Raw genomic sequence first — 21,315 nt, forward strand, 5'->3', positions numbered from 1 at the left:
AAGCCAAAAGCCTCGTTACAAAGCTGTTGGCTTGTTCAATACAGAACCATTATTGATCGAATTGATTCTTCTATTTTTGATCAAGTATACTTCTATTTATACACCCTAATCGCAGGAGGCACAAAATCAGTGATAAATGTGTTGATTTCGGCAAGTGATTCGGCGAAAAGAATTTTGTCGAAGTCTTCTTGGGTCAAGAACCCTTCTGTTACCATTGCCTGGTATTGTTGTTTCAATGGATCAAAAAAGCCGTTGAAATTGATCAGCACACATGGGTTGGCATGTTGCCCGATCCTGCCCCAAGAGATGACTTCTGTAATTTCCTCAATGGTTCCCGGTCCTCCTGGCAATGCCACATATAAGTCAGCCAGCTCGATCATTTTTTGTTTTCTTTCATGCATATTCGAGACAACGATCAGTGACGTAAGATTCTCTTTTGCTAATTCTCGTGCCACCAAGAATTCTGGTATGATGCCTGTTACTTCACAATTTTCTTCAATAGCGGTTTCGGCAATTATCCCCATCAATCCCGCATTACCGCCTCCATAGACAAGGTTATACTGATTTTCACCTAGCCATCTACCTAATTCTTTGGTGATTTGCTTGTATTCTTCTGAACTTCCGATACTTGCTCCACAATAGACTGCGACATTCATTCTCAAATGATCCCCTTTCGATCTGATTGCACTTCATGTTATTATAGTCGAGAAATAAGGAGGGCTCAATATGAAAATCAATGAATACAACTCATGGGTGATCGACTTTTATAAAAAACGGAACTGGTATCAATATGATCCTTTTATTCGTGTTGGATTTCTTACGGAAGAAGTAGGAGAACTATCCCGGGCCATTCGCGGCGTTGAAATTGGGCGAGATCGACCTGATGAGTCTGCAAAAGATCAAGCCTACTATCGAGAGAATTTGATGGAAGAACTTGGCGATGTCTTTGACAACGTATTGATTCTCGCAGATAAATACGATATTGCTCTCGAAGACATTATGAGTCATCATAAAGCAAAACTGGAAGAGCGATTTAAAGAGGAAGGATAGCCTAGCTAGCTAGCTGCTAACTATCACTTATATTTCTTTTCCTACGCGTTATCTTGCGTTATCCTAAGTTGTGCGCCCAGTTGATCACCTGTCATTGTCAACGAGTTAGCTAAGGGAAAAATATTGTCAGATTTTCTAGTCTACTTGAAGCAAAAAAAAGGGACTGTGCCATAAGTCTCCTACAAGTAACACTAGCCGAACATTAATGATTATTGCTCCTGCGGTGCAGGGACTCCTCGTCGCAAAAGTCAGAGGAATCTATCCTAGCAACAGACTATTATTCGGTTTAACTTGTTGGATGATGACTTATGTCATAGTCCCGTATTATAAATCATTATTACAGATCAACGATTGAATTTTTTGCTGCCTAATTTCATATGAAATTGCGGATCTTTTGGTGTGGAAGGATCGACACCTCGCAAATGAGGAATTTCTCCACAGATCAATTGCAATAAGACAATGAAATTGAACGTCATAAACTCTGGATCGGTGGTCACAGGTAAGACCAGATCTGCTGCGTCTGACTCATAAGTCGTAATCAGAAAAATAGTATCCGACCATTCGGACAAAACTTCTTTCATTTTCTCAGACCTTGGCTCATCGCCGTTGTCTAAAATAAAGACCATCGAATCTTCATTGATCGCATTATAGATGCCATGAATAAACTCTTCAAATTCATATCCACTCACCGGACAACGCATCGTCTCTAACAACTTCAGGGCACTTTCTAAAACATCTCCATAAATAGCTGCCGGACCAGTCACACGGATTTCTTTTGCAGTGACTAATCGTTCCTGATTTGCAGAAATCCATTTTAATGAAGTCTCATAAACAGCTTGGAACTGTCCAGCAGCAGTTTTCACCCCTTGGATCTGTTGTTCAAATGTCTCTTCAGAAATCGTTCCTTGCTCAAGTCCCAGATAGAGAGCAAGTAATAATAGATTCAGTTTTGTACAATAAAAGCCCTTTGTTTTTGCCCCTGCTTTCTCAGGTCCACAATGGACAGTCAGAACAAAATCAGCCATTTCATCAATAAATGCTTGTTCTTCTCCTGCCATGGAAGCAGTGATACAACCTTTGCTTTTCGCTAGTTTCATAGCGTTGTAGGTGGAAAAAGAGCTACCTCCTTGAGAGATTCCGACAACTAATGTCTGTTCATTATCACTCAGAAAAGTCTCTTCAGTGATCGTGAAAGGATAGACCGCTCTTACTTCAAGTTGTAATAGTTTTTGCATTTGCGGAGCCATTTGCAACGCGGAATGATAGCTCGTTCCAGACCCTGTCAAAAAAATCCGAGTGATTTTTTCTTTTTTGATACTTGAAAAAAGACGGTCTCCTTTTTCGATAATTTCTAACAATTTACTTGGTGTCTCTTGTAAATACTCTTGAATTGATGCCATTTTTTCTCCTCCAATATTATAGAATGCCAATCAAATGAACAGCGATCCCAAAAATAATAATGCCGATCGTAATCTTAGTAATGCTCGCTTTTTTTAGCAGCTTATAAATGCCAAAGGTGAAGGCTAGCGGCAGCATCTTTGGTAATATCTGATCCAGTATATCTTGAACCACGATTTCTGCTCCGCTGATATTCCACTTTAATGGAGTCGTGATATTCAGCATCGTCGCCACCATACCTCCAACAACACATAATCCAACGATCGTTGCTACTGCCATAATTTTATCCATCAAGCCTTCTTTTTGGATACGGTCCAACGAATTGACTCCTACTTGATACCCCAGTTTCAATCCAAAGATCCGAACCAATATATTTGGCAAATTATACAAAACTAAAAACAGCAATGGACCAAAAAGATTGCCATCTTTTGCGATCGATACACCAATACCGGCAGCAATGATCCGAACAGTTCCCCAGAAGATTGAATCACCGATCCCAGCTAAAGGCCCCATCAGTGATGCTTTGACAGCGTTGATTGATTGGACATCAAAAGCCGGATTGTTCGCATTTTCTTCTTCCATCGCTGCACTGATCCCCATAATCGTTGGTACTACCGCTGGTGTCGTGTTGAAAATTTCCAAGTGGCGTGTGATTGCTGCTGCTTGATCCTCTTTATTTCTATAGAGCTTTTTGATGACTGGCAGCATGGAATACATGTAACCGACATTTTGCATCCGTTCGTAGTTAAACGCACCTTGAAGAGCAAAGGACCGCCAGAATACACTTTTTAGCTGCTTCTTCTCAATCTTATTCAAAATCGATCTCTCCTTCCGTCAAGTTATCTGGGACACTGGGGATAGACTCTTTCTTCTGTTCAATATAGAAGTGCAAGATCACTGCGATACAAGCACCGATTAAAGCAATCGCAGTAATATTTAGTCCTCCGTAGGCAGCTGCTAAAAAGCCCAAGAAAAAGAAGGGCGCCATTTTCTTTGAAAAAAGCATGTCCAGCAACAAAGCAAATCCGATGGCAGGAAGCAGATTTCCAGCTACAGATAACCCGTCTAATATGACATTTGGAACAGCTTCGATCATTCCCGTTACCTTATCCGCACCTAATAAAATAGCTAAGAAGGTTGGTAGAAATGTACTTAAAAAGAACAAACCAACTGGAATCCACATACAAAAGGCTAATCCTTTGTAATTTGCTTCTTTCGCATAGCTATCTGCTTTGTGGGTAAAATAAGCATTGATGATCCGAACCAATACGCCTAAAGATTGCGCTAAAACTGCGATCGGCACAGCTAATGCTAAAGCTACTTCAACACCGCTATTAGACAAAATCGCAAATGCTGTTCCTAAAATCCCTCCTGTCACCACATCTGGCGGTGTAGAAGCCCCAATACCGGCGATCCCCATCCAGATCAATTCAAGTTGCGCCCCAATGATAATTCCATTCTTTACATCGCCTAAAACCAACCCCACCAATAAACCGGTAACAAGCGGACGATCAAACATCATCTGACCAAATATTCTGCCATCCAAGATACCGATTCCAGCAATTAACCCTAACATTATTGCTTGAGCAACCATCGTGTAACCCTCCTTCTTCTAAATGTCAAAGTCCGTCAACAATTTCTTTTTATCTCTAGGCAGCATCCGAAATTCTACTTGGACACCGGCATCCTTAATCGTTTTTAAGTTAGCGATATCCTTTTCGTCCACTGCCACTAGATCCGTTAATTTCTTTTTCCCCTCGCCATAACGCAAGCCCCCAACATTTAATGTGGTAATTACCCCACCTGAAGCTTCGACCAATCGGCGAGCGTCCTCGGTCGTCTTAACTAAAACTAAGACATTACTCTTTTTTGATGATGCAAATTTTTGAACGATTTCTCCGGATTCCGCTACTCCTCGAATGTATAGAACAACATTGGAAGGTTTCGCCAAATTTAAAGCCATAGATTTCATTTGATCATTTTTGGCATCGTCATTTACCACTAAAATCGTATTGATCCCTAAGGCCGTCGTCCAGCCAAAAGCTACTTGGCCGTGGATCAACCGATCATCAATCCTCACTAAAGATATCGTCATTGTTTTGTCCTCCTTGCTGTTTGATTAGTTGATTAATGTGTAAAATTCCTTTCTTCCCTTCTTCTATTCCCCTAAGTACCCAATCCTCAACAGATAGCTCAGCTGTTTCCTCTGAGAGTATGAGAGAAAGTAACATAGGTAAATTGACACCGGTGATTAACTGGAATTCATATCCGTTTAATAAATGATTGGTAAATAGATTTGCCACACTTCCCCCAAAGACATCTGTTAGGACGATCAACGTCTGATCTTGATTCTGCTCTAAGTAAGCAGTCATCTCTGCTTCCGCATCATCACTCGATTTTTCTTTGGTCATTGAAAAACAATCGATCTCGATATCTTCACCAGCAATCAATTTCAAACTATCAATAATCCCTTTAGAAAATGTGCCGTGGGTTGCTACTAAATATTTCATCTCTTTTCCTCCTCACTACACTTTTTTATAATGCAAAAAGCGTGCCAACTAGTGACACGCTTCGAAAAGTCCTCATCTATCAGTCAAGAAAAAGGATATTATGGATATAGCAAATTTCTGGCAATGGAATCTGCACACTATAGATTGTTTCCAGCACACTGACCGCATCTTTGATCACTCTGATTTCACGTTGATGAGTAAATACAAATTGTTCAAGATCTGCAAATTCGGTAATTTCTACTTGCCGTATCAAACGCTCTACCATGCAGGAGATATGAACATAAAGACCGATTTTTCGTGGATTCGTCAACTTCAGTGCTAATCGTTCTTCCAGTGTGACAATTAATTCTTCTATGATCGACATGATTTTTTGAGTATCTAAAATAGTTAACGAATCGAGGACTCGAATGAGGGAAAAATTTTTTACCATCCGATCATTCACAATCTTCATGCCATTTTCATCCAAATCAACTCCAAAGATCTCTGACATTTTTTGCGCGTTCCCACCAGAGATAATGGTTTCTAAATAAACAAACTCGGCCTCTGGAATCAGAGGATCGTCGGTTCCAATAATGCCTAATAAATTATAGTGTTGAGAAATACTAGCGGGTATCCCGTTGGTAACCAATTCACTATATTCCATAGGGAAAAACGCTACTTCAAGCAATCCTTCCAAACATTCCGACAACATTTTTTGAATCTGAATCGCTGTACCTATCCCAGTAAAGCAAGTGGTGATTATCGCTTTTTTTTGAGCCTTTTCCGGTTCGAACAGTTGAATGTTCGGTGTGATCGATTCCTTCATCCGTTCCGCAATCTCGGTTAAAGGAGTGCCTTGAAGCATCATATTGCCAATCTCTAGTGCCATCAAAGTCCCTAGCTGATCCATACACAAAATTGGAACTGCTACGGTCTTTTTCAATAAATCATAGATCATATTCAACGACCCCATATCAATTAGGATTACCAGTCCTTTGACTGTTCCGTTTTCTCGTACATACTCTTCTACCTTTGTAGAGATGTCATGAATGGAGGCCTCGATTGGCATATCAAAGCTGGTAAATATTGACTCTCCTAGCATGCGATTACACACATTGGCGATACTGCTAGCGGTTGCGAAACCATGAGCAATGATCAATCCATCAATGTCTTTGCTCTTTCTTGTATAACGTAGTGTCGAAAAGAATAATGAGAAGAGATTAATGTCTAATGAATCGAACTGAATATCTAAACGTCGCTCAATTTCAGGAAAAATTTTCTTTAGCGTTTGCCGTTCTTTCCCATAATGCTGCTCAATGTAGGCTTCCAGCAAAAATTCAGAAGGCTGAGAAACGAAAGACGTTCTCAAAATATACTTGTAAATGTAGTGAGACACAAATAGAACGAAGCTTCCATCATAATGAAAGAACGCCTGATATTCGATTTCCCGAAATAATTCTTGCATCGTTTGATGCACAAACTCTTCCAAAGCAACTGGTTTTTGCTTTGAATCCGTAAAGACTAACCGATCCATAAAGCCAACCACTTGTTGATCGATCAACGTACGCATCTCCGCATCCTCATCATTTTTTCTCAACGAATAAATTTGATTTAATCGATGAATAAACGCATAAAGGTCTTGCCGGCCATCATTTTCGGAGAGAGATTGTTTTTCCCCGTCGAAAACGTAATTAGTTGACTCAGAAAACTGGCTAACGATTTTATTTCGAGGAAGCGTATACATTTGTGCGGGCAGATCCTTGATGGAAACATGGACTTCATCTGAAGTAACATTTTGAGAAATCGCACTGCCGCAAACATACTTAATGGCATTTTCAATTTCACCAATGTTTCCTGAATAAATGGTATGAAGAAAAATATTCATTACCTGAGAGCTGACCACTATTTTCTTTTCAAGCCGTTTGCTTTCAACTTGAAAGAGCTTCTCGATAATTTCTTTTTTTTCTAAAATACTGCGTTCACTCAGATTAGGTAAATAGATAGTAATAGGAATTCGACGCAAAAACGTCTGTAAAAAAGCGGTGGTTTTCTCAGTTGTCGCGAAGGCCAATCGGACAGTTGCTTTTCGCTCGGTTGATTCACCGATCCGAGAAAAGGTCCCTTTATCTATGAAAGTAAAAAGTTTCTCCTGTCCTTCCGCATTCAACCGATGGACTTCATCTAGAAATAGTAGACCACCGTTCGCATCTTCTAATAACCCGCGCTTCTTTTCGTAGGCACCAGTGAAGGCTCCTTTGGAGTAACCAAACAATAATCCTGACAAGAGCTCTGGATTATTATAATATTGTGCACAATTTAATACTTTAAATGGGGCTGTTTCTGATAGAACTTCTGCTTTGACCATATATTCATACATGATTTGCACGAAATAACTTTTTCCGATGCCTGTATCCCCCATTACCATAACAGGGAGACCATTATTTGGATAAAATACAGCTGTCTTCAATTGTTCAATGGGTTCAGCCAAACTTTTATCGTAACCGATCACTTTTTCAAATACACGATTGATAGGTACTTTCTCGATTTTGTCGCTTAACTCTTTTACTGAATTCAGGACTTCAGATACTTCGATAGCGAACTTTTCTTGATAACCCCCTCGATTGCCAAACAAGACGGGCCGTGTATTGATTTTAAAAAAAATGCCTTGATCAACAAAACGATTGGCCAATCGACTCGCTTGTGTTCGACTAAAGGAGAGTTGAGCTTCAATATCGGCTGTTGTAAACAGTCCCGATTCAACCGCTTCTTTAGTAGCACGATTCGCTAATTCTCGGCTCCATGTAGTCACTTCTACTTCAACATTCATTTCTACACCTCTTTCTTTGCCCTCGAAATAACAAATGTTAAAAAAGAGTATACCACGGAAAAATTTCTTTTAAAGACGAAATTAAACTTCACAGGGAATCGCTTTCATTTATTTGTTATTTCATGGCCTGTCCAATGCCTCATACTTTCTGTTTTTATTACTAAACAACTTTGTCACAAAAAAAACATCGAAGCTGCTCAAAACGCGCTTCGATGTTCTTTAGTAATTTTATTTTACAATGAACCAAGTTTCCATATAAAAAGCTCATTATCAACGAACGAATAGGATTGTGTTGTTATTCGAAAACTTCTTAATGATGTTTGTAGCTGGCATAGTAAAAGCCGGATACAAATAGCGCACCTCCGATGATATTCCCAATATAGACAGGAATAAAATTCGCAAAGAATTCCAACCATGTGCCGTGGCCTTCGAAGATCGCTGCTGGAATGACAAAACAATTTGCCACACTATGCTGAAACCCGATGGCAACAAAAATCATGACTGGAAACCATATCGTCAATACTTTCCCAGCCGCATCTTTCGCACCATAAGACAACCATAATGCTAAACCGACAAACCAGTTACAGCCGATACCAGAAACAATTGCTTGTAACCAAGACGCAGCTATTTTGTGATCAGCAAGGTGAATGATTTGGTCTAAATAAACTCCTGAACTTGTCAATCCAACAAAGTGACCAAAAAAATACGCCACAAAAATCGCACCGACCATATTAGCTAAGGTAATGATCAGCCAGTTTTTCACTAGTTGCAGAAACGTGACTTTCTTATCCATAAAAGCAATCGCTACCGCCATCATATTCCCTGTAATTAATTCACCGCCCCCAAGCAGGATGACAATCAATCCGATTGGAAAAACCGCTGCTCCAACTAGACTGGTGAGACTTGAAAGTGATTCTGGAATAGAGGCAGAGACTCTAACATAGGCTAAATAGCCAAGAGAGATCATAGCCCCTCCGATGAATCCTAAAATAAGTTTCGCAATGATCGGTTTTTGTACTTTTTTGGTGCCTAGATGAATACTAATGTCCATAATTTCTTCTGGTGTGTGCATAACTCTTTGATCCCTACTTTTCCAATAGATTTTCTGATAAAAAACAATAGTGATTTCCTTCACATTTCCATCAACGATTATAACACCATCGTTTTTGATTTTGCATTGTTATTGTAAAAAAATTCACGAAATTTTCATCAGATTCTATTAAAAAATCCCCGGTTAAATCAACGTGCGTTGTTTACCGAGGAATCCGTTTGTTTTTGATCTGGGAAAGCACTCTAGAAGCAAATCCCCTTCTTGAGTTGAATATCTTAGAATTGAATGACTAATTCAGCTCTTTTATTATTTAAAGTCCTTTCCTTTAAATGCGATGGCATCCACTTGAAACAAGATGCCTACCTCACCACGGTGCGCAAAAGAAGTCTGAATAGACTTTCTGACAGGGTATTGTCCATTAAATTTTTCTTTGATGATTTTTTCCATTATCGGAATATCAAAGATATCTTTGAAAAGAGCGTCCATTTGGACCACGTCTGCTAACGTAAGTCCCGCTAGTTTCAACCGTTCTTCCAAGTGATCGAAAGCACCGATTATTTGTTGTTCGACCGATTGTCCGATATTTCCGACACAATAGCCAACAAAGACTAAATTCCCAGCCTCAATCACTCCTGAATTTGCCCAATCTCGGTTAATGTCATAGCGCTTCATCTAACTCGCCTCCTGAAATAATCTATTTGAATTTTTGTCTGAAAAAACAGCCTCTGGTTTCTTACTAAAATACATAAAATTGTTCTGCTTTATTCCAACGAGATACTCAACACCTCTCAATGCCTCCTCTGCTTTTTCTGCACCTTTAATTATCGCCTACCACTTAGAAAATGAGGCGACATGTTTGGTGTTAAAAAAGAAAGGTTGCGTCTTGTTCCCTTATCTTCAACAGTGAATCAAAACAGCGATTCGAACACACGTGGTCCATATTGCTGCTCGTTCGATAGCTCTTTTCGCTAATCGCTTTGATCCTTTTAGAAAATAATCTCCAACCAGGCGCTGGAAAAGCAGCGTTCCGTCTCAGACTTTTACTCCCACCAATGATTACTTCAGCAAGGCAAACAAAAAAAGCCAGTTGATCCTTCAATCAACTAGCACGAGTGGAAACAGACCGGCAGCCGCTACTCCCCGAGTCAGAAACGAAAACAGTTAGGTAGCGGACAATGTCTTTTTGCTCACTAGCCCCTCCTTTAAGCAGCCTGCTTACGAAGATATATCGAGAATTTTTCTAAAAGCTGTCGACTGGATGATCTTACTAAGAATGGTATAAGTTTGTCGATCATTCTTTCTGAGCAAGCTTAAGATATTCGTTACTTCTGCGCGATCTTCTGCTAAAAAAGCTTTGAAAAAAGTAAAGTAGAGTTGCGTGGTCAGAGAGAAGGTTGAATCAGTAAACGATTCCGTCAATTTTTTATCTAAGAGTGATGCCTTCTCTAACTCATTATTTGTAATCAAGAATTGAATCATATTGACATACAATGCGCCGATTAGTCGATCAATCAACTCTGGGTAAAGCGACCACCAAGTGATTGCGGCAGCAATCGCTTTTGAGAGTAATGGCTCAATTCGTTCTTCCTCATCAAAAAAGATAAAAAAAGTTGTAATGAACAATTCCAGTTCCATCATTGAAAAACTCTCAAGACGTGTGAAATATTCTCTTAAAGTCACTAAAGGCCAGTGATCGATGGTCGGTTTTAGTGACCAAGCCAAAGCATATGCTGCAGAGCTGATCAACCGATCTGAGCTTATCTCTGACGTTTTATTGTCCCTATAGATCACTAATAACTTATCGACAGAATGCAGATTGAAGTCATAGTAAATAGCAATGACGTCTCTAATCGTGATTCGTTTAGTTGCAGGATTCTCCTTATCATAAAGGAAGAAAAATTCTGGTTCACTCATATTCATATTTTCTAAGATACGCTTGAATTTAAATGCTTCGATCGCATACTCTCCTGCTTCAAATTTCGCATAAAAGCTGCGGGAAGCTACACCTGAATAAACTTCTTTTTGAGTGTAGTGTTTCGACATTCTGATTTTTCTGATCAATGGGCCATACGCCTTCATCTGACCACTCCTTTTCACGTATAGTATACTATACATTTTTAAAAACAGGGGAACATTTACCGATGATATAGTAACGGTAACAAGTGGAAAGGTGGTGTTCAGATGAATACAGTACTAAGCTTACAAGCATTTAAAGAAGATTCTGCCGTTTCTCCAAATTCAATCTTTACGTTTAAATGTCAAATCTCACTAAAAGTACCAGCAACAAAATAAATGCGATTAAAAAAGAATAGAATACTCCCCCCTTGGTCATTCTATTCTTTTTTAATTAAATACAAAGAGATGTCAAAGTCCCCCTTGCTTAGGTTTGATCCTTGTCGAGCAAAAGGGGAATAAAGCCAGTTTTTCAAAAAAAATGAATCAATACGTCAAGAAAAGAGGGAATCAATGGATTTCATCAATACATTCCACTTCATCTATCCTGATCTAAAAAATACATATACAGATCAAGCATTTACTTATTTAAACATTAACCAGAACGTTCCCAAGCAAGGATGGAAAATTCATGTTTCTGCTACTTATACTAATTATTTTTTGATACTGAGCGAATGTATCTCATGCTGCATCGAAAATGATGTAGATATGAAATTTTTGAAGAATCTTGATCAGTTTACAAACAACCTTTCTAAAAGTACCCCTAGAGCCTATTCAGGAAAGTTCATCACAATCTATCCCTCAACTTTAGAGAAGTTTGTTGTGATGTGCGAAAAGTTATATACCCGATTAAATGATTTTCAGGGTCCTTACATTCTTTCAGACAAGAGATATAAAGATTGTAAAGTCCTCTACTACAGGTATGGACGTTGTCGAGCGGACGAAAATGAATCAGAGACAGAAAGAACGCAATTAATTTGTCCCGATGGCTCTATTATCGAAGACAAACGGTTGCCTTATTATTCTCAGCCGCCTTTTGTACAAGATCCTTTTCATGATAGTTCACAACAAGAGAACCCATCTGCATTACTGAATAATAGATACAAAGTAGAAACAGCTGTTCATTACTCCAATACCGGCGGTGTATATTTAGGAACGGATACTATCGGCAATCGAAAGGTGATTATTAAAGAAGCGCGCCCCTATATCGAATCCTCTTCATCAGGTGATTGTATTGACATGCGCAAGAAAGAAATAGCCTTCTTTAACCTTTTTCCGCAGTATTGCCCAAAGGTTTATGACAGTTTTTACGAGTGGGAGCATTATTTTACGGTAGTCGAATTTATTGAAGGACCCACCCTCTCTGAGTTCTCAGATCGAGTAGTTGAAGAAGTGTATTTCGACGATCTTACTGGCAGCTATCGCCAGGATGCTCAAAAGATAATCATCGAGTTAATGAGAATGATAGTAGCGATTCATAAATTTGGAATCACGATTCATGACATTTCCAATACTAATATTATGTTACGAGACGGACAGCCAGTAATCATAGATTTTGAAGGTGGAAGCTTTGCTTTTGAACAATACGATTACATCGTAAAGACTCCTGGTTTTGATAATGGGGATCATTCCATCGACAGAATGAAGCGAGATTATGTTTCCTTAGGGCTCCTGATTATTAACCTTTTCATCGGAACAAACCAACTGGCGCAATTGGATCAGCAAGCAGCACTGGAGACATTTTATCTTTTTGCTTGTCATTATCAGCTAGACCCTCGTTATTATTCACTGATCAGCAATTTACTATTGAGACCTAATTCGACGAACCTTGAAATCCAGCTCCATCTTATGTGCACCCACCCACTTGAAGCCGTCTCATTAGCGTATAACGAAATAAAAGAAAATCTATTAGCTGATGCTCTTTCCAACGTGGATAAGAATGCAGTTCATTTGATCGAATCAAAAAGCAGTTCGGTTGATTTAACAGACTTAGCAAACGAAAAAGAACTATTCATTTTGGCATATCTCAGTTATTTAATGGACAATCAAAAAATAACTTTTACAAATAACGTAGATTTCTCTTTTGAAAAAATAGGACATGTAAATAAAACCGGTCTGGCTGATTATGCTCACTTGATTATTCTTGTTTTGGTTATGAGTCCAGCACAAACGATCAATCGATTGAAACCAATGATTCACCTCTGGACACAAAAATTAATCGGTTCTCAGAATCAAGATGGCAGCTTTATTTCAGAAATTGATGGGGTTGAGGGAGAAGGGCTTCTTGATGGTGCAGCAATGATCGTCTGCTCATTGGTGGAAGCTTATCGTTTTTTTCGTGAGGAAAGAATACTCCAGAGTCTTACTGATTGGCTGAACTATACAGAAAAATTTGGCAAGACACATTTCCCGCAAATCAGTAAAAGAAATGCGAATAAATCACCTTATTTGGCAAATGGTAAAGCCGGTATGCTACTGGCAAAATGGTATGTTTTGCGAAGTGGATTAGGGACAGAAGCCATGAAAAATGAAACCTTTGAGCAAATAAAAGAACTGCCACTGGTTTCTTCAAATGTCAGCTTTGGATACGGTATTAGTGGTATCGCCTATTTGAAAGTTCTGACAAATAATCTCAAAAGAAACGATTACAACTCTCTATTAACGAATCTACTATCCTACAAGGTCAATTTCAAAGGAAAGAATCGATACCCGGACTGCACCAATTCAAGAATAGAAGCGAGATTTCTCACAGGGGAAATCGGCGTCTTATTCTTAGTGGATTGTATCCGACAGAGATTGGAGGATCATCAGTGAAAACACTCTATAAACATTATAAAAGCAATATTCTTAAAATGCTGTTGCTGTCAGGCCTCTTATCCTTTTTACGCGTTCTGCCAAGTTATCTACTGGCTTTTGCCACTAATGCTATCTTTGCCAGAAATATCAGCCAATTTCTTTTTTGGGACCTAGTGATTCTCATTCTTTGGCTGATTTATGTCTGCTCAAACTATTTATTTTCAGTTTATCAGGAGAAAGAACTACAAAAAATCAGTCTTTCATTGCGAAAACGTGAAGCTGACTCTATCAAGACAGTCCCATTAGCAGACTTCAATAAAATCACGGCTGATGGCTATGTGTCGAAGCTGACAAATGATATCACACAAATCGAAACGCAGGGCGTGATGAGTTTATATCGTCTTTTTTCTAACGGATGGTTGATTTTGTTCTCAATTGTTGCATTGGCCCTTTTTAACCTTTGGCTGGTCGTTTTGGTCCTTGGTTTAACGGGATTGATCCTTTATATCCCTAATAAATTCGGGACAGTTCTTGTGGCGCTTGGACAAAAGTTATCTACTAGTAATTCCTCTTATACAAAAAGGATTGCCAATATCTTAAAAGGTTACAACGTTTTCCGTTACAATAATAGGCTGGCAGAAATTCCAAAAAAGATTACCGAATACTCTCAAGACCTTTCTGAGAATAAGGTTGCCATTGCAAAAACAAATCACAAGATTATGAACCTCATTGCTTTTTCTAGTTTATTGAGTCAAGTAGTCGTAGATATTGTGACAGGCTTTCTGGCAATTATCGGACAAACGACGATTGGAGCTATTAGTTCCAGTGGCAATTTAGCAGCAAACATCTTTAACTCTGTATCGTTGGTAGGTCAATCGGCCATGGAACTAAGATCCATAGAGCCCGTCATAGAAACATTTTTTGTTGATAAGCCAATCGTTCGCGCCACGAAAAAAACCTACAACGAATTCACTGATTGTATACGAATCGAAAATTTATCTTTCGGCTATGACGCAAATCTCCCGATCCTAGAAAATTTCAATTTAGACATAAAAAAAGGGGGAAAATATCTCCTCACGGGTGATAGTGGCAGCGGAAAAAGTACTTTATTAAAAATCTTGATTGGTGATTTGGAAGGCTATTCAGGCGAAATAAAGGTGGATGGTCATCAGTTGATAGATGTGGATAGCCACTCTTTTATTCAATATATCGACCAAGACAATTATTTGTTCAACACTTCTTATAAAGAAAATGTCGCTCTTTGGAACAACTACGCAAGCACAGAAATAGCCGAAGCATTGAATAAAGCCGCGGCAGATTTTGTAGATGATATTGACAAAGTAGTTGAAAATAACGGTACCAATCTTTCCGGTGGACAAAAACAGCGCATTGGTTTAGCCAGAGCCTTTATTCAAAAAAAATCAGTCATCCTCTTTGATGAAGGAACCTCTTCATTAGATAAAAAGAATACGTTGCTCATTGAGAATCTCCTTTTGGAAGACAACGAGTTGACGGTTGTGATGGTCAGTCATCATCCACTGGAAGAAAACATTCATAAATTTGATCAAATTATTTCTATCAGCGCCCCTTTAGCATCGGAAAATCAACTGATTGCAATGGCGAACGCTAGTGGTTCATGAACCGTGGAGCAAAAATTTCTCATCATTAAATATAAATCTTCTGAAAAAAAGTGCCTCCCAATTTTTGGAGGACACTTTTTTGGAAGTCTTTTATTCAGATTTTAATAGCTGATGAAAAGCTGTTCGCAACTGCTGCATCTTCTGTGTAGCGGATGGTTGATTTGACGCATTGACAGAATAATAAATTTTAAACTTTGGTTCTGTACCTGAAGGTCTCAGACAGACCCACGAACCATCGGTAAATATATATTTTAGAACATTGGATGATGGTAATGTAATTTTTTCGATTGATTGACCGGCCATCCACCGTTCAGAAGTCAGGAAATCTTCTTTGGCCATTAAGACAAAATCCCCCAAATGAGAAAATGACAGTGATCTTAAACGATCTAACTGCTGACTCATCTGCGACAGTCCATCTTTACCGGGAAAAACTTTTGTTTCTAATTGTTCTTCGTAATAACCATAACGGTCATAGATTTCATTCAAGCGATCAACTAAATCAATTCCGGAAAGGAAACAGTCCAGTGCGGTCTCAGCCAATAATACAGCTGCTTGAATCGCATCCTTATCCCTGACAAATGGGGCTACCAGGTACCCAAAACTTTCTTCATAGCCGAAAAGAAACGTTTTATCTTTTGTTTCTTCTGATAATTGGATTTGTTCCCCAATAAATTTAAATCCTGTTAACGTGTTTCTAACTTCAATGCCATAAGCTTCGGCAATTTTCGCCCCTAAATCAGATGTTACAATCGTTTTTGCGATAAATGAATTTACTGCTTGTTTTACTCGAACCAAATAATCAAGCAATAACACCCCTATTTGATTGCCATTTAAAAAGACTGGCTGTCCGTCCTTACGTACAACAGCACCCAAGCGGTCCGCGTCTGGATCTGTGGCTAGAATTAGCTGTGTTGGCTGTGTTTGAGCCTCTTTCAATGCTAGAGTAAACGCCTGTTGGTCTTCTGGATTAGGAGAAGAGACAGTTGTAAAATCAGGATCAGGCAGTTCTTGCTCTTTCACTGTCCGAAGATTCGTAAATCCCAAGCGTTGAAAGGCCTTTTGTATCAATACATTTCCAGTACCGTGAAGTGGGGTATAAACCATTGAAAGCTGTGATCCAAAATGGCGGATCCTTTCAGGATTTTGGGCCACCTGAATCAATTGATCTAAATACAACGCATCTACTTCTTCCCCAAAAATATCAATCAACTGTTGCTCGACATAAGTTGACAATAAATCCGCTTCGATCATTAATTCATTTTGAATACTTGCTAATATTCCCATCAATTCTTCGGCAGTTCCTAGTGTAATTTGACCGCCGTCCGAAGCATACACTTTAAATCCATTGTATTGCTTAGGATTATGACTCGCAGTGATCATGACACCTGCAAAGGCTTTATAATACCGAACTAGAAAAGACAATTGCGGGGTCGGACGTAATTGATCAGATAAATAGACCCTAATCCCCTGACTGGCTAATACGCGAGCGGTCCATTCCGCAAATTGTTTTGAACCATGTCGATTATCAAAAGAAATCACTACCCCCTGTTGTTCAGCATGCGCTTTTTGAACATAGCGAGCTAATCCAAGCGCTGCCCGCTTAATGGTGTAGTCATTGATTCGGTTGATGCCAACGCCTAGCTCTCCCCGCATCCCCCCTGTCCCAAAAGCCAAATAGTCATAAAAGTGTTCTTCTATCACAGCAGGATCAGACAGAGCGAGCAGCTGATCTTTCAAGTTTGCTTCCAAAGATGGATAATCTAACCATTCTTGATATTTTCGTTGCCAATTCATTTTGTTTCCTCTTTTAATTGTTTGAGAATCTCTGCAATCGACAAGGTGCAGCCAGCCATTGAAGTATCTGCTACGCCATAATACATCGTCAATTGATCAGCAACTAGAATACCACCACAGCCAAAGACGACATCGCCGAAGAACCCATTCTTCTCATAATCAGCTTCTGGTTCCATGATTGGTTTTTGGCTTCTAGCAATGACTCTTGTTGGGTCTTGCAAGTCTACTAATGCTGCGCCCATACAATAGCGATGTTCGGGAGTCGCACCATGATAAATAATCAGCCAGCCTTCGTCGGTTTTAATAGGAACTAGCCCTCCACCTACACGCCCACTATCCCAACAATCTTCACGAATCCCTAGTAAATGCCGGTGCTGTCCCCAGCTAACTAAATCTGGCGAAGAAGCAATCCAAATGTCATAGTTGCCAATACTTTTCAGAGAAGGACGGTGTAAGGCGTAATAACGCCCGTTGATTTGTTCTGGAAAAATCAGCACATCTTTGTTCTCTGGTGCAAAGATATTCCCTAAATCTTGATAGGATTGAAAATCCTTGGTAGCTACTAATGAATCACAAACACCCATTGGTGAGACAGAACTAAAGTTGATATAGTAAGTATCGCCAATCTGTGTGCATCGCGCGTCTTCGATGCCATATGATTGATATTCATTGAAAGGATACAAGAATTCCTCCTCATCAATCGTAAAATGATGCCCATCTTTACTGCGGGCAATTCGAATATAAGAAAGAGATGTCAGATAGACAAAACTATCCAACTTGTCTTTTTTGCGGATCATTCTCGGATCGTCAAAATCATAATCCGGATCATCTCGGTGGAATGTTAATACTTCCATCGTTTGTGTTCTTGGATCAAATACAGGCGCTTTAATAACGTTAGGGTCGTCAGAGATTGGGCGCTCTGCCACACGTAATAAAAGTAAGACTTCATCGTTGTATTTTGCTACTCCACCATTAAAGGCGCCAATCACTTCATACCCTTCGTGTAATGGTTTCACATCTGCGGGAGTGATCAATGGATTTTCATTAAAACGTTCTATTTTCATTTGCTTAACCTCTATCTAAATGGATTTTCTAGTTTGATTTTCTGCGCGCCTGCATCACTGATACCAGCATATAGCACGATATGATCTTCGTAAATGTGAAGTCCGCCGCTAAAGACGACATCTTCTAAATCTGGGCGTTTCATTGGTCCTTGTTGGAAATCGTTTCTTTCTGCAATAATTTTTGCCTGTGTCATAGCAAATTGATTTCGTTCCAGACAGAAAACCATCGCATAATAATGACGATTTCCTTGATCATCGAAATTCGCGATATGGCCTAAGACCCAAATGTCGCCATCAATCTCATGGATCTCATTGCCGCCACCCCATTCGCTTTCACAGAACTGGTCAGACAGTAACGGGGCTTCTGTAATTATTTCAATGGTCAAATCACTAAGCGCGTGAACGATCGTTGCACCTATCTTTCCTCGGCCACCTTTACTTCCTTGCGGTCGTGTCAGCACTAGGATTTCTCCAGAAGATAATTGTTTCAAGCGCAAGTCTTTCATCCCCCACGGCCCTTCAAAGATTTTCTTTGCTTCGGAAAGAGTCGCCAAGTGATAAAAAACCGTACGCCAATTCGCTGTGCCATCTTCTAGAAAAACAACTTCAACCCCCCCAAGGATGACTTGTCCGTCAATTCGAGTATAAAAAGGATCCTGTAAAGAAAGTTCGATACTATCAGCGATTAGTGTCCACCTGTTTGTTTCAACCTCTTCAAATAAACTGACAGTGGAAACTTCACTGTCTCTTGATTCAATGCGACCTGCAATCACTTCTTTCCCCGCTAATTCAAAAGGGGCAGTGATATTATAAACATCTTGATCACCCACACCGCTGAATCGCAAAATTGCGGCTTCTTTGACTACTTTGGCTTTCTCATTTCGATACTCCTGCAATAATTGCTTGATATAAATCATAGCTGCTCCTTTCCAATCCAACATGCCTTTGCCGGCAGATGAACCCAGTGACCATCTTCACTTAACATGCCATTTCCAAAAATGGTCTTTCGATTTCCTTCTAACGAGTGCTTGATCGGCTGTCCAAAATTTAAAATAATTTGTAGGCTTTCCGTTTGATAACTCAAGCAATCTCCTGTTAACTCAATGTTGCGGATGGCTGTAAAAGGTCCTTCTGTTTTTCGCAACCGAATCAGATTTTGATAATCTGCCAAAATCCCCTTCGCCTCCTGGTTCACCGCTGCCAATCCGATCCAACCGCTTTGCTGATTTGATAGCCACGGAAGCATGCCCCTCGAGCGGTCACGATTCACTTGGTTGGCCATTATTAAAGCGTGTGACTTTCCTCTTAAAATCAGTTCTTCTTGGTATTTATTTTTTGCTTGAATATCCCTGATATCAGCTAGCTGCTGAGGCAAATAGTCACCGACGCCTTGTTCTTCTCCCTGAAATAAAAAGGGAATGCCACGATTGATCAACAGAAACACGGTCAATAAGCGATAGATGTCGCGGTTTTCTTTTGCCAGTCGCTGCCATGAACGGCTCATGTCGTGGCTGTTAAAGAACAGCGTAGGAATTTTCTTTTGTCGACTCATTTCTTTAAAATCTCTAGTTAGTTTCTCAAGATCCAATTCTTCCATGCTGCCCAAATTAAAATGAAATGCAGTATCGAACAATCCATCTTCTGTATAACTGTTGATCCGTGCTAGTTGATCCGAGCTAATTTCAGCCACTGTAAAAATTGACGGATCGACTGTTTTGATCCACTGATTTAATTCCTTTAACACATGTTTGATCCCCGGCTGGTTCACATCATTGCAATGATCTTGTTTCCCATCTTTTCTCACTGGATTATCAATAAATTGATCACTGACCGTCAAATTGTTGATGACATCAAAACGGAACCCATCGACACCTCTGCCTAGCCAAAATTGCAAGACATCAAAAACGGCTTGTTTCACTTCTTGATTCTGCCAGTTCAAGTCTGCTTGCTCTTCGGCAAAGCTATGGTAATAATATTGGTCCGTAGCCGCATCATACTTCCAAGCAGATCCACCAAAAAAACTTTCCCAGTTGTTTGGTTGATCCCGCCAAATATACCAGTCTCGCTTTGGATGTTCTTTGCCACTGGCTGATTCGATGAACCAAGGATGTTTGGTAGAAGTATGATTAACTACGACATCAATGATAATTCTCATTTCTAGCTGATGCGCTTCTTCCACAAGGAGATCAAAAGCGGCTAAAGTACCATACTGAGGATCAACCGCACAATAATCGGAGACATCATACCCATTATCGACTCTAGGAGACGGATAAAATGGTGTTAGCCAGAGGGCATCTATACCGAATTCTTTTAAATAAGGCAATTTTTTGCGAATCCCATTGATATCGCCGATTCCATCCCCATCACTATCTGCAAAGGAGGCAATATAAATTTCATAAAACACAGCATTTTCCCACCACATTCGTTGGACTCCTTACTTCAGTGTAAATTGCATCCCATCTTGGAATCGTTTTGAAAAAATCAAAAACAAAAGGATCAATGGTAACGTGAGCAACACAGAGGCTGCATACATTGGTCCTGGATATGTCCCATAGGGCCCAAACATTTGCGAAATCAAGACATTCAGCGTAACAGTCGCATCACTCTTTGAAACGATCATATCCCAAAGCAGGTTCGTCCAACGATCCGTGAATAGGAAAAGAAAAATCACCGTTGTGATCGACTTAGACATTGGCAATACCACTTTGAATAACACTTGCATTTCCGTTGCCCCATCCAACTTTGCAGCCTCGATCAACGCATCGGGAATGGCTTTGAAAAAGTTGGTATACATAAAAATCGCCCATAAACTAATTGCAGTCGGAATGATCATTCCAGCATAAGAATCCAATAATCCCACTTTGGTCACCATTAGAAATTGGGGGATCAGCAAAATGATCGCTGGGAAAAACATTTGAAAGAGAATAAAATGATTCACGAATTTCTTCCCTTTAAATTCGATTTTGGCAAGCGCATACCCTACCATCAATGCAAAGACCATCATTAAAAACGTTGCGATCGTAGCCACGATCGTTGTATTCACGAATGCACCGATCCAAGGAACATCTGCTGAAGTGGCCGAACCGCCAAACAGCCACGTCCAAGAACGTAAGCTAAAAGTGGTCGGGATAATTTTTCGATCGACTTGATCCCAAGCAGCAAACGAGTGCAAAACAAGATAGACAAAAGGAAACGTCATGAGGAGCATCACCAGGGTGGTTACTAGATATAGGACACTGTTCTTTCCCTTCGT

18 protein-coding genes are annotated in these 21,315 nt (G+C 39.7%); 3 read left to right on the forward strand and 15 right to left on the reverse strand.

Features of this window, described 5'->3' with window-relative positions:
- Positions 1 to 92: 92 nt before the first annotated feature.
- A complete protein-coding gene (locus FE005_RS01635) occupies positions 93 to 656 on the reverse strand; it encodes a TIGR00730 family Rossman fold protein (RefSeq protein WP_138371200.1) in 564 nt (187 codons plus the stop codon).
- Positions 657 to 726: 70 nt separating this feature from the next.
- On the opposite strand from FE005_RS01635, the gene FE005_RS01640 reads away from it, so the two are divergent.
- Positions 727 to 1,050, forward strand: coding sequence for a MazG nucleotide pyrophosphohydrolase domain-containing protein (locus FE005_RS01640; RefSeq protein ID WP_138371201.1), 324 nt, complete (start codon positions 727 to 729; stop codon positions 1,048 to 1,050).
- Positions 1,051 to 1,394: 344 nt separating this feature from the next.
- Here the strand turns inward: FE005_RS01640 and FE005_RS01645 are convergent, their stop codons facing one another.
- From FE005_RS01645 to FE005_RS01685, 9 genes are all read right to left on the reverse strand, one after another.
- The gene (locus FE005_RS01645; protein ID WP_003125502.1) at positions 1,395 to 2,450 is read right to left on the reverse strand and encodes an SIS domain-containing protein; all 1,056 of its coding nucleotides are present in this window, start codon (positions 2,448 to 2,450) and stop codon (positions 1,395 to 1,397) included.
- A gap of 16 nt (positions 2,451 to 2,466) precedes the next feature.
- Complete coding sequence (locus tag FE005_RS01650) at positions 2,467 to 3,264, reverse strand: PTS system mannose/fructose/sorbose family transporter subunit IID (protein WP_138371202.1); 798 nt, start codon at positions 3,262 to 3,264, stop codon at positions 2,467 to 2,469.
- Complete coding sequence (locus FE005_RS01655; RefSeq protein WP_003125499.1) at positions 3,257 to 4,042, reverse strand: PTS sugar transporter subunit IIC; 786 nt, start codon at positions 4,040 to 4,042, stop codon at positions 3,257 to 3,259. The genes FE005_RS01650 and FE005_RS01655 overlap by 8 nt, the downstream gene beginning before the upstream one ends.
- Before the next feature lie 18 nt (positions 4,043 to 4,060).
- Complete coding sequence (locus FE005_RS01660; RefSeq protein WP_060813842.1) at positions 4,061 to 4,543, reverse strand: PTS sugar transporter subunit IIB; 483 nt, start codon at positions 4,541 to 4,543, stop codon at positions 4,061 to 4,063.
- Entirely contained in the window at positions 4,518 to 4,958 is a 441-nt protein-coding gene (locus FE005_RS01665; protein WP_003125495.1) for a PTS sugar transporter subunit IIA, read from the reverse strand. The genes FE005_RS01660 and FE005_RS01665 overlap by 26 nt, the downstream gene beginning before the upstream one ends.
- 79 nt (positions 4,959 to 5,037) lie before the next feature.
- Positions 5,038 to 7,764: a sigma 54-interacting transcriptional regulator gene (locus FE005_RS01670; protein WP_138371203.1), complete on the reverse strand. Its 2,727-nt coding sequence runs from the start codon at positions 7,762 to 7,764 to the stop codon at positions 5,038 to 5,040.
- 310 nt (positions 7,765 to 8,074) lie between these two features.
- Positions 8,075 to 8,836: a formate/nitrite transporter family protein gene (locus FE005_RS01675; protein WP_138372180.1), complete on the reverse strand. Its 762-nt coding sequence runs from the start codon at positions 8,834 to 8,836 to the stop codon at positions 8,075 to 8,077.
- 285 nt (positions 8,837 to 9,121) lie between these two features.
- The gene (locus FE005_RS01680) at positions 9,122 to 9,487 is read right to left on the reverse strand and encodes a RidA family protein (protein WP_003125490.1); all 366 of its coding nucleotides are present in this window, start codon (positions 9,485 to 9,487) and stop codon (positions 9,122 to 9,124) included.
- 543 nt (positions 9,488 to 10,030) lie between these two features.
- Positions 10,031 to 10,894 carry a helix-turn-helix transcriptional regulator gene (locus tag FE005_RS01685; RefSeq protein ID WP_244323373.1) on the reverse strand — a complete coding sequence of 288 codons (864 nt, stop codon included), beginning with the start codon at positions 10,892 to 10,894 and terminating at the stop codon, positions 10,031 to 10,033.
- A gap of 699 nt (positions 10,895 to 11,593) precedes the next feature.
- On the opposite strand from FE005_RS01685, the gene FE005_RS01690 reads away from it, so the two are divergent.
- On the forward strand, positions 11,594 to 13,582 hold the full coding sequence (locus FE005_RS01690) for a hypothetical protein (RefSeq protein ID WP_242386738.1): 1,989 nt from the start codon (positions 11,594 to 11,596) through the stop codon (positions 13,580 to 13,582).
- Positions 13,579 to 15,204: an ABC transporter ATP-binding protein gene (locus FE005_RS01695; RefSeq protein ID WP_138371206.1), complete on the forward strand. Its 1,626-nt coding sequence runs from the start codon at positions 13,579 to 13,581 to the stop codon at positions 15,202 to 15,204. Before FE005_RS01690 ends, FE005_RS01695 begins: the two co-directional genes overlap by 4 nt.
- 90 nt (positions 15,205 to 15,294) lie before the next feature.
- Here the strand turns inward: FE005_RS01695 and FE005_RS01700 are convergent, their stop codons facing one another.
- From FE005_RS01700 to FE005_RS01720, 5 genes are read right to left on the reverse strand one after another with little or no spacing between them, the layout of a single operon-like run.
- Positions 15,295 to 16,998 (reverse strand): phospho-sugar mutase, encoded by a 1,704-nt coding sequence (locus tag FE005_RS01700; protein ID WP_138371207.1) that lies wholly within the window; start codon positions 16,996 to 16,998, stop codon positions 15,295 to 15,297.
- Entirely contained in the window at positions 16,995 to 18,062 is a 1,068-nt protein-coding gene (locus FE005_RS01705; RefSeq protein WP_138371208.1) for a glycoside hydrolase family 130 protein, read from the reverse strand. The genes FE005_RS01700 and FE005_RS01705 overlap by 4 nt, the downstream gene beginning before the upstream one ends.
- An 11-nt stretch (positions 18,063 to 18,073) precedes the next feature.
- Positions 18,074 to 18,979, reverse strand: coding sequence for a DUF1861 family protein (locus tag FE005_RS01710; protein WP_086275834.1), 906 nt, complete (start codon positions 18,977 to 18,979; stop codon positions 18,074 to 18,076).
- Positions 18,976 to 20,484 (reverse strand): alpha-amylase family glycosyl hydrolase, encoded by a 1,509-nt coding sequence (locus tag FE005_RS01715; protein ID WP_138371209.1) that lies wholly within the window; start codon positions 20,482 to 20,484, stop codon positions 18,976 to 18,978. Before FE005_RS01715 ends, FE005_RS01710 begins: the two co-directional genes overlap by 4 nt.
- A gap of 12 nt (positions 20,485 to 20,496) precedes the next feature.
- The gene (locus FE005_RS01720) at positions 20,497 to 21,261 is read right to left on the reverse strand and encodes a carbohydrate ABC transporter permease (RefSeq protein ID WP_021150439.1); all 765 of its coding nucleotides are present in this window, start codon (positions 21,259 to 21,261) and stop codon (positions 20,497 to 20,499) included.
- Positions 21,262 to 21,315: the final 54 nt, after the last annotated feature.

This window comes from Enterococcus sp. M190262 (genome assembly GCF_005843965.1).
GTDB lineage: Bacteria > Bacillota > Bacilli > Lactobacillales > Enterococcaceae > Enterococcus_D > Enterococcus_D gallinarum.